Genomic DNA, 15,559 nt, shown 5'->3' with positions numbered 1-15,559 from the left:
CTGTTGACCATTTGTTATGGCGCAATTGCTATACACCAAAAAAATTAAGAAAAAACGGAGAAATCAGTGAGATATAGTCGAATAACATTTATGTTTTTATGCTTTTATGCAAGCAGCTCATTTGGTTTAGAAATTATTACCAGCAGTGAAACTAAAGCACTTGAAGAAATTGAGCAAAAATACAACATTGACAGCTTACTTATTTCTGCCAATGACAAGTTATCGACTCATAAGAAAAAAGAATCTGATTATCATGCTCTCAGTGTTGAAATAAAGAGTAAGAAAACTGAGTATGATCACGTTATCTCAAAACTACCGGCTAAAATTTTATCGCGCTCAAACATTAATGCTTATTACCAAGATATCGAAAAACTGGTGCTTAAAATTGACCAGTTAGAAACCAAATATGATATTGACGGCAAATCACTTCGTAGAGAGTACAAGACTATTATGGCCGAGTACGATGCCATTAATACTAAACGTACCGATAAAGATGAGCAGTTAGCCGCCTTAAAAAGTGATATTACCAAACGTCTAATCGCTGATGTATCAAAACCAGATACTGTCCAAACTGTTGATTTAGACGGTTCGACGTTATGTTCTAAATTCCAATCAATAAACGACTGTCTTAAAGATTCTGAAAATTACATTGTCACTAATACCATTAAAACGGATCCATTCTTAAATGATCGTAGCGTGTTGCTTTCATACGATGTTATTGATGCCAGCATGAACATGAGTGGTAATTTAAACTACAAGATCAAGATGGCCTTCAAACCTTCTTATAACAGTAAAATTGATTCGCTCATTAATGAAAAGCTAGGGTTAAAATCAGCCATGATCACCTTAGTGAGTAATGTCGCTGCTGATTGGTTTATTGATGGGGTAAAAATCGGTACAGGCCGAGAATTATTTCATGAGGTGCCATTAGGGCAACATGGCATTTTGGCATCATACCAGTCTCAAGATAAATCGAGTGTTGAGTTCATTCAAGGAAACGGCGTTTTTAACTATAACTTCAATAATATGTCTCGACAAAATGACCTAGTCAGCTTGCCAAACAAAGACAGTAAAAAACAAGTTATAAAAATGAAGCCTAAACAGGTTAATACCAATAACCAAGCGAACGCCACCTCCAAAAAAAGCTTAACCGATAAAGGTTATGAATACTTTATGGGTATTGAACCCGCTAATAGTGAGCATGAAAAAAACTTCGACTAATAGCCCTATAAGCTGCGAGTAAAAAAAGCCATTTAGGTATTACCTAAGTGGCTTTTTTATTTAAGTGCATTTAGCTTAATGAGCTATTTTAATGAGAAGAATAACTAAGCCGCAGGTTGTTAATATCATAAGCTAGCAAATTGTCACAGTAACAATGTCGAACACCAAAAGTCACCAATAACATAAGCCAAGCTAATGTTATCTATTCATTACAAAATGATCGGCTAATCGCCTATAGTTGCAACGAACTGTCGATGAGCTTGTTATCGGAATGTTCAGTTACACTCTTATCTTCTTTGCTTTACATTCATTTACGCTTATATGGCTAATTATTTATTAATATAGACCGCAATTCAGCAACGAGTCATCGAGTTCTATTATGAAAAAATTACTTCCCCTTATTGTCATTTGCAGCTTAGTTGCTGCCGCAGTCATCTATAGTGATTTTTCACAAGCCAATAAAGCTACGCCGTCTCAAAAAGGCCCTGCCAAAAAATCTATTCCGGTTGTTACAGGGCTTGTAGAGCAACATGAATTATCTCAATCACTGTCTTTGATTGGTAAGCTAGACGCTGAACAATCAGTGTATATCTCTTCGCAAGTGGCTGGGCAAATCGGTCAAATTAATATTCAGTCCAATCAAGATATTCAAGCTGGGCAAATCATTGTTCAATTAGACGACGCCAAAGCCAAAGCGGCAACAGCAGAAGCCGCGGCTTACCTTGCTGATGAAAAAAGAAAGCTCAAAGAGTTCCAAAAATTAGTTAAAAGTAATGCCATTACCCAAACTGAAATCGATGCCCAACAAGCCAGTGTAGATATAGCTCAGGCGCGTTTAGCCGCTGCCCAAGCAGAACTTGATTACCATTCATTAAATGCGCCTTTTTCTGGCACCGCTGGCTTAGTTGATTTCAGTGTAGGTAAAATGATTGCTGTCGGCACCGAGTTACTGGCATTTGACGACCTTTCTAGTATGAGACTCGACCTGCAAGTGCCTGAGCATTATTTATCTATGTTATCCATTGGTATGCCTGTAGCGGCACAAAGTAAAGCCTGGCCTGAACAAGTCTTTAGCGGCGAGATTACCGCCATTGATTCCCGCATTAATCAAGACACCTTAAATTTACGAGTTAGAGTGCAGTTTGATAACTCCAATAGTCAACTCAAGCCGGGAATGATGATGGCGGCGACACTTAACTTTCCTGCGATTGCTGAGCCAGTCATTCCTGTACAGGCTATTGAATACTCAGGTACTAAACGCTTTGTCTATTTGATTGGAAAGAACAACATTGCTAAACGTACTGAAGTCATTCTTGGTGCCCGTATTGATAATGAAGTGTTGATCTCAAATGGCCTTAAAATTGGCGACAATGTGGTGGTTCAGGGACTTGTCAATATGCGTGATGGTGTCAGTGTCGATATTTTAGAAACCAACTCAACCACTGAGAAAATCGCTAAAGAAGATGACAGCGCAATGCTAACCACTGAATTGGAGAAAAGTTAATGTGGCTTTCTGACGTTTCGGTAAAACGCCCTGTTGTCGCCATCGTACTGAGCCTGCTTTTAGGGGTATTTGGACTGGTATCACTGTCTAAGCTTTCAATCAGAGAAATGCCAGATGTAGAAAGCCCTGTGGTAACTGTAATGACCACCTATGATGGCGCCTCGGCAACCATTATGGAAAGCCAGATCACCACCACCATTGAAGATGAATTAACCGGTATCAGTGGTGTTGATGAAATTACCTCAGTAACCCGCAATGGCATGTCGCGCATTACTGTAACCTTCTTATTAGGCTGGAATTTAACCGAAGGGGTAAGCGATGTTCGTGATGCTGTCGCGCGCGCGCAAAGACGCTTACCTGATGAAGCTAATGATCCTGTGGTCTCTAAAGACAATGGCTCTGGCGAGCCGGCAATCTATGTCAATTTAAGCTCATCGACGATGGATAGGACCCAGTTAACTGATTACTCCCAACGGGTGCTAGAGGACAGATTTAACTTAATTTCCGGAGTGAGTTCTATTTCAATCACTGGTGGATTATATAAAGTCATGTACGTTCAGTTAAAGCCTGAACTTATGGCCGGGCGTAACGTGTCAGCCAATGATATCGTCTCTGCTTTAAATACTGAAAATGTTGAAACCCCAGGTGGTGAGGTCCGTAATGACACCACTGTTATGACTGTGAGAACGGCCAGACTTTATAATAATCCAGATGATTTTGATTATTTGGTTGTACGTACTGCAGAAGATGGCAGTCCTATTTATCTAAAAGACGTCGCTGATGTATTTATCGGTGCAGAGAATGAAAACTCAACCTTTAAAAGTAATGGTGTTCCTAACCTTAGTTTAGGCATTATTGCCCAATCAGATGCTAACCCTTTGGATGTCGCTAAATTGGTTCATCAAGAGGTTGATAACATTCAACAGTTTCTTCCTGATGGCACAGCCCTCGCGGTAGATTATGACTCTACCGTGTTTATATCTCGTTCTATTGATGAGGTGTATAACACTATTATTATCACTGCTATTTTAGTGATACTGGTGCTATACATTTTTATTGGCCAAGTGAGAGCCACATTGATCCCTGCGGTGACGGTTCCGGTATCATTAATTTCTGCTTTTATTGCGGCCAATAGCTTTGGCTTTTCAATCAACTTGTTAACCTTAATGGCACTGATCCTCGCCATTGGTTTAGTGGTCGATGACGCCATTGTAGTAGTAGAAAATATTTTTCATCACCTCGAAAAAGGTGAGCCACCGATACTTGCCGCGTACAAAGGTGCCCGTGAGGTTGGTTTTGCTGTAATGGCAACCACAGCGGTACTGGTCATGGTATTTTTACCTATCTCCTTTATGGAGGGCATGGTGGGGCTGCTATTTACTGAATTCTCAGTCATGTTGGCTGTATCAGTGCTGTTTTCATCACTCATTGCCCTAACCTTAACCCCAGTACTTGGTAGTAAATTACTTAAGGCTAACGTCAAACCTAATCGATTTAATCTGTGGGTTGATGACCTTTTTGAGCGCCTAGAGCAGCAATACCGTAAGCTGGTTTCAAAAGCGGTGAAATACCGCTATATCGCGCCTATTATCATTATTGCTTGTGTGATTGGTAGTGGCTGGTTACTCAACCAAGTACCAGCACAGCTAGCACCACAAGAAGATCGCGGTGTCGTGTTTGCTTTTGTTAAAGGCGCTGAAGGCACCAGCTATAACCGCATGGCGGCCAACATGGATATTGTCGAGCAGCGACTACTGCCCATGTTAGGCGATGGTGTTATTAAGTCATTTAGTATTCAAGCGCCTGCTTTTGGTGGCCGCGCAGGCGACCAGACCGGCTTTGTGATTATCCAATTAGAAGAGTGGCAAGACCGTGATATTAATGCCCAGCAATCTTTAGGCATTATCGCTAAAGCACTTGATGGCATTGCTGACGTTATGGTTCGGCCAATGTTGCCTGGCTTTAGAGGCCAATCCAGTGAGCCGGTACAATTTGTGTTAGGTGGTTCTAATTATCAGGAGCTATTTAAATGGGCACAGGCACTGCAACTTGAAGCGGATCATAGCCCACTTCTAGAAGGCGCTGATCTTGATTATGCAGAAACCACCCCCGAATTACTGGTGAGTGTTGATAGGCAACGCGCTGCAGAGCTGGGCGTCAGTGTCTCAGAAGTAGCCGACACCTTAGAAATTATGCTGGGCGGCAAAAGTGAAACCACCTTCATCGAACGCGGTGAAGAATACGATGTTTACTTACGTGGTGATGAAAATAGTTTTAATAGCGTGGCTGATTTGAGTCAGATATATATGCGCACTAAAACCGGTGAACTTATCACCCTTGATACCATTACCAAGATTGATGAAGTGGCTTCAGCGCAAAAACTAAGCCATTTAAATAAACAAAAATCGATAACCTTAAAGGCGAATTTAGGCGCGGGTTATACACTCGGTGAAGCATTAGATTTTCTGGACCAAAAAGCCATTGAGATGCTCCCCAGTGATATAAATGTGTCCTATACCGGTGAGTCGAAGGATTTTAAAGAAAACCAGAGCAGCGTATTTATCGTATTTGGTTTAGCGCTATTGGTTGCCTATTTAGTTCTGGCGGCGCAGTTCGAGAGTTTCATCAACCCATTAGTGGTGATGTTTACCGTACCAATGGGGATCTTTGGCGGCTTCTTAGGGCTTTATTTAACCGGTCAGGGGTTAAATATTTATAGCCAGATAGGCATGATAATGCTCATTGGTATGGTGACTAAGAATGGTATTTTGATTGTTGAGTTTGCCAACCAGCTGCGAGATAAAGGCCTTGAAATAGAGCAAGCCATTATCGACGCCTCAGCTCGTCGTTTAAGACCGATTTTAATGACTGCTTTTACCACTCTAATCGGCGCAATTCCACTCATTATGTCAACAGGTGCAGGCTCGGAAAGTCGAATAGCTGTGGGTACAGTAGTGTTCTTTGGGATGGCATTTGCTACTCTAGTGACCTTATTAGTTATTCCTGCCATGTATCGACTCATTTCAGGGGCAACGCATTCACCCGGGTATGTTGAACAACAACTCAATGATGCTATTGAGGCGCAAAAACAACGACCTTAACTTAATGACTTTAATACAGGTGTAAAAATGGAAAAAGTGGCTATTTTTGTTGATGTACAAAACATTTATTACACCTGTAAACAAGCTTTTGGGCGCTCATTCAATTACCGCGCTTTATATAAATTACTGAGTCAGCAATATCACATTGAACATGCTATTGCTTATGCCATTGCCCCTGCAGACGACGGTCAGAGAAAGTTTCAAGATGCATTAAAACACATAGGTTTTGAAGTCAAACTCAAACCTTATATTCAGCGCAGTGATGGCAGTGCCAAAGGCGACTGGGATGTAGGAATTACCATAGATATTCTTGATATTGCCGAGCATGTCGATAAGGTAATTTTATTGTCTGGCGATGGTGACTTTGATTTATTGCTTGCCAAAGTGGCACAAAAATATGGCTGTAATACCCAAGTGATCAGCGTTGCGCCTTTAACAGCAAAGTCACTGCTTGATGTCACTGGCAGCCATATCGCGATTAACCATGACTTGCTACTTTAACTGTCACATTTTTCATCACTCTTCGGCTTCGTGTAAACAAATATACACACATATATAAGCTGGCTAGTATGCTTTAAAATACCAATATAAACAACTAACTAGGCTTTCCTATATGGTCACAGTGCTCACTTCCCATATTGTGCTGTTTATCCGCATTACATCACTTCTAAATTTATGTAGAATTACTAGCGAACTTCATTAATAAAAAATAATAATAATTGAGGCTAGTCGATGTTTGGAGCGTTAAAGCAGTTTGTATTGTTAATCACTTGCGCCTGCGTCACTGTTTTTTTTACGCCTCAAAGCTATGGCGAACAATTTCGATTAGAAACCCTGACCATCAGTGACGGTCTACCTTCTTCGAGTATTACTACCCTTTATCAACAAAAAAATGGCTTTATCTGGTTTGGTACCGATGCGGGTGCCAGTCGCTATGATGGGGTTAACTTCACCAATTTCCAATTTTCATTAAATGATAAACACCATATATCAAACAATTACGTCACTAAAATCCACGAGGATACAAATGGTGATATATGGATAGCAACCGAAGATGGTCTAAATCAGTTAACCACAGATAATCAGATTATTATTCATGATATGAAATCATCAAGTAATGGCTTAGGTTCCAGTTGGATAATAGATATATTTGAAGATGATAATAACGATCTATGGTTTGGCACCGGCTCTGGTGTCAGTCACTATAATATAGACACTCAAACCTTTACCCCCTACTTCCTCTATGAAGTTGAAACGGATAAAGCATATGATACCTCTATCGCAGGCTTTTTTTACGATAGTAACCATAACATTTGGGTAACCTCAGACTTTGGCTTGGCCAAGGTAAATCGGCTGAAGCAGAAACTGGAATTAGTCAATTTTAACGATAAGCGCACCCAAGAGATCTTTGACGGAAGCTTATCGACCGTGTTTCAGGCTGAAGATGGCCTTGTGTGGATTGGCACTTATCAAACAGGCTTAATCAAGTTTAACCCTGAAACACTGGCTACTGAGGTATTTCAACATCAAGGGGATAATCCCTCCTCCCAGCAGCTCGCTTCAAATCAAATTTTTTACATTACCGCAGAAGATAACAATACCCTGTGGATTGCGCACGATCATGGTGCCACAAGATTACAACTCGATACCATGACCTTCAGCCATATCAAACATCAAGATTATAATGATAATTCACTTGCTGATGATTACGTTGCAAGCATCTTAATCGATTATTCAAACGGTATTTGGTTCGGCACTGGCAATGGTGTATCGCGCTACTCAAGCTTTAAACAAGGCTCTCGATTATATCGCCCTCACCCTTTTAAACCCGAGTTATCAGGTAATTTCGTTTATTGGTTTGATACCGATAAACAAAATAATATATGGATAGCCACTGATAAAGGTATCGATAAGATTAACGCTGGCACAGAAACAATTACCATAGCGCCAATAACAGATGCTGTGATCAATGAACCCTATAGCACCATTGTTGATGAACAAAACAATTTATGGATAGCGGGTGCCAATGGCTTATCACAGTATAATATTGATAATGATACTTTAAGGCATTTTAGTAATAGCCCTGACAACCCCCATGGATTCCCCAGTAATGAGTTTTACCTCGCCATACCTGACAACAAAGGCAATGTTTGGATAAGCGGTTATTTAGACGTGGGTTTAATACTGTTCAATCCTGATAAAGGCATTTTAAAGCGCTATTTCGAGCACTACGATAATGCATATCGCTCTGGAGGTAACTTTGCCTTTGATAAGAAAATCATTCATAACGGCGAATTATGGATGGCCACAACCAATGCTATTTTCCGAATTAACCCTGAAACTGATGAAGTGAAACACTTGCCTCTAGGCAGTGAGGTTGAAAATATTCGCACCGTCAAAATTTACCAAGATGAAGATAATATTATTTGGGTTGCCACTCAAGGGTTAGGGCTGGCTAAAATTGAGATTGGCGAGAAATGGAGTGATGAATTAAACATCCAGTACTTCACCAAAGAGCATGGGTTTACCAGCAATACCCTCAAGGGCGTGGTGGGTGATGGTAAAGGAAATTTATGGATCACCTCGCAAGCTAAATTTGCGCACATGGATACAAAAACCAATAAAATCACCCAATACCCCAGTGCCATCACTCAAAAAGACAGTTCATTTTCAGATGGTGCAATAGCAATAAGAAACCACGAGTTACTTATTGGCACTAATCATGGTGCCTTTAAAATTGACACCCAGCAGCTAACAAGAAATGACTTTCAGCCTCAAGTGCATATTACTTCGGCACTTGTTGCTAACCAAGAATATATTGGCCCTAATAGTAATAATCAGCTCGCTAAGTTAAGCCTAGATTATCAAAAAAATATGGTCCAGTTTACCTTTGCCTCATTAGACTTCAGTGCCCCCACTAAAAACCAGTATCGCTATATGCTGCAAGGGTTTGATAAAGAGTGGACCTATGTCGGTAACACCAACACTGCCACATATACTAACCTCAGTGCCGGTGAATATAACTTCATCGTACAAGGGAGTAATAGCGACGGCCTATGGAGCCCTCATCAAGCCATATTTGCTTTTAAAATAAACCAAGCTTGGTGGCATTACGCCATTATTAGCTTGCTGATAATATGTGCCTTATTACTGTTTTTATACCTATTAACTCGCCATCAAAAAATTACTGAACTTAGAAAAAGAGCGAACTTTGATGCGTTAACGGGGTTATCGAATCGCTTCCAATTTAATAGCAAACTTGAAGCGTCCATTAGCATTAAAAATACTCACGCAGCCATTGTTTTTATCGACCTTGATTATTTCAAAGAAGTGAATGACACCATGGGCCATGACATTGGTGATGAGCTTATTATTCAGGTCAGTCAGCGTTTAAAAGCCAATATAAAAAGGGATGACTTATTAGCTCGATTAGGTGGCGATGAATTTGCCATTATCATTCGAAATCCTGGTGAGTTGGCTCAATTAGTGACTATTGTTGAACGGATAAGAGCAACCATTAATTGCGGTTACCAGGTACAACAGCATTGGATCAGTACTTCAGCGAGTATTGGGGTCGCCTGTTACCCTGAAGATGGCCAAGATGCTAAGACCTTGCTAAAGCACGCCGACACGGCAATGTATGCCGCCAAGCATGCAGGCCGTAATAGTGCATACTTTTTTAATGAGGCGCTCTCCATCGCCCTGCAAGAAAAAATCACTATCAAACAGCAACTGCAACTGGCATTAGAGAATGGTGAATTTGAGTTATTTTATCAACCGAAAGTCTGTTTAGTCAGCGGTGAGATCAGCTCCTTTGAAGCATTACTGCGTTGGTTTCACCCTAAAGAAGGCATGATCCCGCCTAATCGCTTTATTCCAGAAGCTGAAAGTAACGGTCAAATTATTGAGATCGGCTACTGGGTATTAAGACAAGCCTGCATAACCGGCAATCAATGGCATCAGCAAGGGCTATTAAGTGGCAATATTTCAGTCAATATTTCGCCAGTGCAACTATCACAGCCGGATATTTGCCAGCAAATTGAAGCGATTTTAGTTGAAACAGGTTTTCCTGCCGAGAAACTAGAGCTCGAGATTACCGAATCATTATTAATTGAAAACGTGGAAGTCGCTGAAAAAGTACTTAACCAGCTGCATCAACTGCATATCAGGATTAGTTTAGATGACTTTGGCAAAGGCTATTCTTCATTGAATTACCTGACCCATTTCCCGCTAGATACCTTAAAGATTGATAAAGGCTTTATCGATAACTTTATCGATAACAAAGCGGCTGGTAATGTACTTAAAAACATTATTAATCTCGGTAAGGACTTGAATATGCAAATTGTTGCCGAAGGTATTGAAACCGAGCTGCAATTATTAAAGTTAATTCAGTATCAATGTCATGTAGGCCAAGGTTATATCTTCAGCCCAGCGGTCAACGCGCAAAGCGCTTACCAAATGCTTACTGGGGAAACACAATTACTGCCATTGTCTATGCAGCAAAAGGTCAGCTAAAAATTAAGCATCAGTTTGACTGTGATGCTTAAAGCTACTCACAATGCAATATCGTTGCAGGTCTGAGCAGTATGTAACTTAGGTATATCAACAGCAAGAGTCTGTTTAAAGTGGTTTAAATAGGTGACAATAAGCATCCGTTTTACCTTAATAACCAAATCAGCCTAACTGAGTAGCGAATGAGCACAAAAACAATAGCATATAGCCCAATATTTCACTTTCCGGTGCAAATCTATTATGAAGACACCGACTTTTCTGGGGTTGTGTATCATCCTAACTTTTTAAAGTATTTCGAAAGAGCCAGAGAGCATGTTATTGGGGCCGATGTACTAAATAGCTTATGGCAGCTACAACAATTGGGATTTGCAGTGTATCGCACCGATATGCTTTGTCATGATGGGGTTGAGTTTGCAGATATTGTTGATGTTCGCACTCGATATTATTTTGAAAGTAAATATCGTACTGTGTGGCAACAGGAAATTTGGCGACCTAATGCTAACAAGCCTGCTGTGACAGCGACCATAGAAATGGTTTGTATGAATCAACAACGACAAATGGCGCCGATGCCAGTTGAGCTGATCGCACAGTTACGATCACAATTTGGTCAAGATTAGCTATTTAGCAATAAATTACGTCGCGCTAACCGGATAAGTTAACTGAGCTAAACAATGCTCTAACTCACTAGGCCGAAGGGGTTTACTAAAATAATCCCCTTGGATGGTATTGGCGCCAAATCCAATCAAGGTATCAAATACCGCCTTTGTTTCGACCCCTTCAACCGTGACATTAAACCCTAAGCTACTAGCTAAATCTATGCTAGTTTTGACAATTTTGTTAGCTTGTAAATCACAATTAAAATCGTCCAAAAATGCTTTATCAATCTTTACCTCATCCACTGGAAGATGGCGCAGGTAAGCAAGAGAAGAGTGGCCGGTGCCAAAATCATCAATGGCGATGGAGACGCCGATGTCTCTGAGGGTATTTAGCGTTTCTATGGTGCTGTTCAAATCAATCATCAAGGCGCTTTCAGTAATTTCTATGGTCAAGTTTTGCGCAGGCACTTTATATTGCAGCAACTTACTGCTTATGATGATCGGAAGCTGTTTATTCTCTAAATCTTTGGTGGACAAATTCACTGCCACTTTGATATTTAAACCTTTGTTAATCCACTTAACCTGTTGTTTTAACACTTCATCCAGCGCCCAATGGCTAACTAAATCGATAATGCCAGTATGCTCAGCTAATGGAATAAACTCCGAAGGAGAAATGTCACCAAGACCAGCATGTTTCCAACGAATGAGTGCTTCAACTTGATGACAAGCACCTGAGTTCATGTCCAGCTTTGGTTGATATACCATGTACAATTGATTCTGCTTTAAACCTTTTGGTAAGCTATTGATAATTAATAATTCACGATATTGGGCTTTATCATCATCTTGATTATAAAAAGCAACAGAGCCACTGCTGCGTTTAGCTTTTTTAAGGGCTAAATCCAGCCTTCTTAGCATTAAACTGACATCAGCATGGTGTTTATTTAACTCCAATACACCTAGTTGAACTTTAATACAGATTGGCGTTTGAGCAATTTCAAATGGTCGTTGTAAATGCTGCTTCATATCCTGTAAATCCTGGCTCAATAATGAATTTGGATAAAAAAGCAAAAACTCATTACCATTCATTCGCGATACAAACGCAGGGGGGGTAGTTAAGCCTTTAATCCTCACTGCAAATGCTTGCAATAATTGATCGCCAAAAACAAAGCCAAATAAGTCATTCACAAATCTAAACTGTTGAATATCGACCAAAATCAACATACCTTCGGTCGCTGGCATTTTGGCAAACATTTTGCGTTTAAAGCCCACTCGATTGGACAGTCCTGTTAGTTTGTCACGATCAAGATTAACAGGATTATTTTTGTGTAGTTGATTTAGATTGCGAATAAGGGGTTTAAAAGCCCGAGGGGTATGTTTGAAACTTAACGGTAGTTTATTGCTACTATTGACATCAAGGGTTTGGGTTAACTCATTAATAAAGCGCCCTTGCTGAAAATAGCCACCCAGTACAATACCGAGCAGCAAAACTAAGCCAATAAACACAATGATCATTATTTCAACAGTTAACACAACCGAGTGCCTCTATTATCTTGCTTTATTAGCGTTAGCCTTATTAGCGTTAACTCAATAGCCATCGGGCTTGAATTTAAGCTTATTGATAACTCTGTTTTATCGAATGATAAACATCTAAAAACTCATCACTCTCTAAATCTTCAGGGGTAACTGGTAAGCCTCTTGTGGCAAATAATGCTAACCGCTGCTCAAGCTCGGGACCTGCTCTTAACTCACCAGAGTAATAGGCCGCTGAGCGAATAAAGTCTAAATAAGTGACCTGCTCAGAGATGTAATGCAAATCAGCCCAGCGCTCAACCACTTCCATCACTTCAGGGGCAAAGTCCCACGTTTTTAAAATAGCTCTACCTATTGGCCCTTGCATTTTACGTACGAGACCGCGTAATTGTTCAATACTGGTAAAGGTATCAGGCCTTGTTTCAGCTTCTGATAACACAGGTAGCGCGCCAATATTGTGCACTAAGCCAGCCAAGGTCAATGTTTCAGCATCTAACCTTTTACTGGGGTTGCGCTTATTATAAATTGCAAGTAATGCCCCTGCCGCTGCTGTCACTTCAATGGAGGTTTGCCATACTTCATCCATCACCTCCCATACCATTTCATTGGTTGAGATAAAAAGTTGCTCTAACGCCACTGAAGTGACAATGGTTTTAATCTGCACTAAGCCAATTCGATTAACGGCAGCACTGATATTTTCAGCTTTTTTACCACGGCTATACAATGCACTATTTGCCACCTTAATAATGCGCGCCGAAATCGCCGCATCTTGGCCAATAATATCACCCACTTGCTTCAAGCTGCTATTAGGGTTTGATACCACCTCTTGCACTCTCATGGCAACTTCAGGAAGCGTTGGCAGTACCAATGCGTCATCTTTAAGCTTTTTCAGTAAACCCACTAGGAGTTGGTGTTCAGTCGTCATCAATTCAGCCCGTTGTATTATTATTATCGCTTTGTAAGCAATTGTACCAGTTATGTGGCTTATTTGAATAAAGAAAAAGAACGACTATGGGGATTTTATTCCATTAAAGATGATCAAATTTGACTGTAACCGCAATCACAGAGGAAAAATTTGCATTCAGCAGCCATACTTCAGTAAAATGCCGCCCCCGCGCTGTGTGCGAGTTTTCATCAAATTGAGAGTTATTATGTTTAGACCAGAGCTATTGTCTCCAGCTGGAACCCTTAAAAATATGCGCTACGCATTTGCCTACGGTGCAGATGCTGTATATGCCGGTCAGCCTCGTTATAGCCTTCGAGTTCGTAATAATGACTTCAAAATGGAAAACCTCGCCATGGGGATCCAGGAAGCCCATGCGCTCAATAAAAAATTATATGTGGTCAGCAACATTGCGCCCCACAATGCCAAGCTAAAAACCTACATTCGTGATATGGAACCTGTCGTGGCGATGAAACCTGACGCCATAATCATGTCAGATCCAGGCCTTATCATGATGGTGAGAGAAGCCTTTCCCGATCAAGTAGTGCATTTATCAGTACAAGCCAATGCCATTAACTGGGCTTCGGTGAAGTTTTGGCAGCAACAAGGTATTAAACGCGTTATTTTATCTCGAGAATTGTCGTTAGATGAAATTGAAGAAATTCGTCAGCAATGCCCTGATATTGAATTAGAAGTATTTGTCCATGGCGCATTATGTATGGCTTACTCAGGCCGTTGCTTACTCTCTGGTTACATCAATAAGCGCGACCCTAACCAAGGCACTTGCACCAATGCTTGTCGTTGGAAGTACGATGTCCATGAAGCCAAGCAAACTGAAACCGGTGACATTATTGCGGTAAACCCACAAGGGCTTGTTGACCAACATGGTGTGCAGTTAGAGACGCCGCCAACATTGGGCGCAGGTCAGCCATCAAGTGAAGTGGTGTTATTGCAAGAACCAGGACGCCCAGGCGAATATATGCCTGCTTATGAAGATGAGCATGGTACTTATATTATGAACTCAAAAGATTTACGTGCCATTCAACACGTTGAGCGTTTAACCAAAATGGGTGTCGACTCATTAAAAATTGAAGGCCGTACTAAATCTTTTTATTACGTAGCGAGAACCGCACAGTTATATCGTCAAGCCATTGAGGATGCTGTGGCAGGTAAAGATTTTGACCGCACGCTAATGCATAACCTTGAAGGCTTGGCGCATCGTGGTTATACCGAAGGCTTCTTACGTCGTCACGTTCATGACGAATACCAGAACTATGATTACGGCTACTCAATCAGTGATACCCAACAATTTGTTGGTGAATTTACCGGTAAACGCAATGATGCCGGCGCAGCTGAAATTGACGTTAAGAACAAGTTCTCTGTCGGTGACAGTGTTGAATTGATGACCCCGCAAGGCAATATCACCTTAACCATTTCAGAATTAGTTAATCGCAAAGGTGAATCAGTAGAAGCCGGGTTAGGTTCAGGGCACTTTGTATTCTTAGCTGTGCCGGCAGAAGTCGAGCTGGATAAAGCAATTTTAATGCGCAATCTGCCTCAAGGGCAAGATAGCCGCAATCCACATCAAGCGATTGAACCCGTTACCTAGACCTGCTACATAAGTCAGTCTAACCAGGGGATGGTTATCCGTTTTCAGCTGTTGCAGTTATTGCCTTTTAGGCCATAACTGTGACTGTTGAGAAAGTGTTTACCCGCCAATGCAATACAAGCCACCACTTTGACTCAATCTCTACCTTTCACTCAACTTCTATCACCTACTCAACTTCTATCACCTACTCAACTCTATCACCTACCCAACTCTATCGCCCACTCAAGATCCAGCCTACTACATATAAAAACTCATGACCTATCATTTAGTCAGTTATCACCTATCATTTATTTATTATTGGCCAAGGTTGGTCAAAACTTGAAGGGTTAGACCCTTCAAATGTGAGTTCCTCTAATCTATGCTATTAATTAATATCAGTAATAAGTTTTACAGCGGCAAAATTTTATCATTAACGCAATATCAGTAACAAACTCAAAGCGATACGAGCAACCGAAGCTAACAAAGCCGTAACCCTAAGCCCTGAAATATTTATTATTCGCCCCCAAAGACACGCTTGCGCAACAAAAGTATCAAAGTGTGCTT

The 15,559-nt window shown here is 40.9% G+C and carries 9 protein-coding genes; 7 read left to right on the top strand and 2 right to left on the bottom strand.

What is annotated here, in order from left to right:
• Nucleotides 1-66: 66 nt before the first annotated feature.
• The 6 genes from Q4533_RS15475 to Q4533_RS15450 all read left to right on the top strand — a co-directional run bounded on the left by Q4533_RS15475 (nucleotide 67) and on the right by Q4533_RS15450 (nucleotide 10,955).
• The gene (locus tag Q4533_RS15475; protein WP_102520088.1) at nucleotides 67-1,221 is read left to right on the top strand and encodes a hypothetical protein; all 1,155 of its coding nucleotides are present in this window, start codon (nucleotides 67-69) and stop codon (nucleotides 1,219-1,221) included.
• 379 nt (nucleotides 1,222-1,600) lie between these two features.
• Nucleotides 1,601-2,725 carry an efflux RND transporter periplasmic adaptor subunit gene (locus Q4533_RS15470; protein WP_303503206.1) on the top strand — a complete coding sequence of 375 codons (1,125 nt, stop codon included), beginning with the start codon at nucleotides 1,601-1,603 and terminating at the stop codon, nucleotides 2,723-2,725.
• Nucleotides 2,725-5,826, top strand: coding sequence for a multidrug efflux RND transporter permease subunit (locus Q4533_RS15465; RefSeq protein WP_102520090.1), 3,102 nt, complete (start codon nucleotides 2,725-2,727; stop codon nucleotides 5,824-5,826). The genes Q4533_RS15470 and Q4533_RS15465 overlap by 1 nt, the downstream gene beginning before the upstream one ends.
• Before the next feature lie 27 nt (nucleotides 5,827-5,853).
• Nucleotides 5,854-6,327: an NYN domain-containing protein gene (locus Q4533_RS15460; RefSeq protein WP_102438036.1), complete on the top strand. Its 474-nt coding sequence runs from the start codon at nucleotides 5,854-5,856 to the stop codon at nucleotides 6,325-6,327.
• A 231-nt stretch (nucleotides 6,328-6,558) separates the two neighbouring features.
• Nucleotides 6,559-10,341, top strand: coding sequence for an EAL domain-containing protein (locus Q4533_RS15455; protein WP_303503203.1), 3,783 nt, complete (start codon nucleotides 6,559-6,561; stop codon nucleotides 10,339-10,341).
• Between the two features lie 179 nt (nucleotides 10,342-10,520).
• The gene (locus Q4533_RS15450; protein WP_102438032.1) at nucleotides 10,521-10,955 is read left to right on the top strand and encodes a thioesterase family protein; all 435 of its coding nucleotides are present in this window, start codon (nucleotides 10,521-10,523) and stop codon (nucleotides 10,953-10,955) included.
• 15 nt (nucleotides 10,956-10,970) lie between these two features.
• Here the strand turns inward: Q4533_RS15450 and Q4533_RS15445 are convergent, their stop codons facing one another.
• Together Q4533_RS15445 and Q4533_RS15440 are read right to left on the bottom strand one after the other, a co-directional pair.
• Nucleotides 10,971-12,464 carry a bifunctional diguanylate cyclase/phosphodiesterase gene (locus Q4533_RS15445; RefSeq protein WP_303412182.1) on the bottom strand — a complete coding sequence of 498 codons (1,494 nt, stop codon included), beginning with the start codon at nucleotides 12,462-12,464 and terminating at the stop codon, nucleotides 10,971-10,973.
• A gap of 82 nt (nucleotides 12,465-12,546) precedes the next feature.
• Nucleotides 12,547-13,389 carry an HDOD domain-containing protein gene (locus tag Q4533_RS15440; protein ID WP_102438028.1) on the bottom strand — a complete coding sequence of 281 codons (843 nt, stop codon included), beginning with the start codon at nucleotides 13,387-13,389 and terminating at the stop codon, nucleotides 12,547-12,549.
• A gap of 226 nt (nucleotides 13,390-13,615) precedes the next feature.
• Here Q4533_RS15440 and yegQ point away from each other — a divergent pair, with 226 nt between their 5' ends.
• Nucleotides 13,616-15,016 (top strand): tRNA 5-hydroxyuridine modification protein YegQ, encoded by a 1,401-nt coding sequence (yegQ, locus tag Q4533_RS15435; protein WP_102438026.1) that lies wholly within the window; start codon nucleotides 13,616-13,618, stop codon nucleotides 15,014-15,016.
• Nucleotides 15,017-15,559: the final 543 nt, after the last annotated feature.

The organism is Shewanella sp. 6_MG-2023 (genome assembly GCF_030547195.1).
GTDB lineage: Bacteria > Pseudomonadota > Gammaproteobacteria > Enterobacterales > Shewanellaceae > Shewanella.
This window is presented reverse-complemented; position numbering and strand designations above follow the sequence as displayed.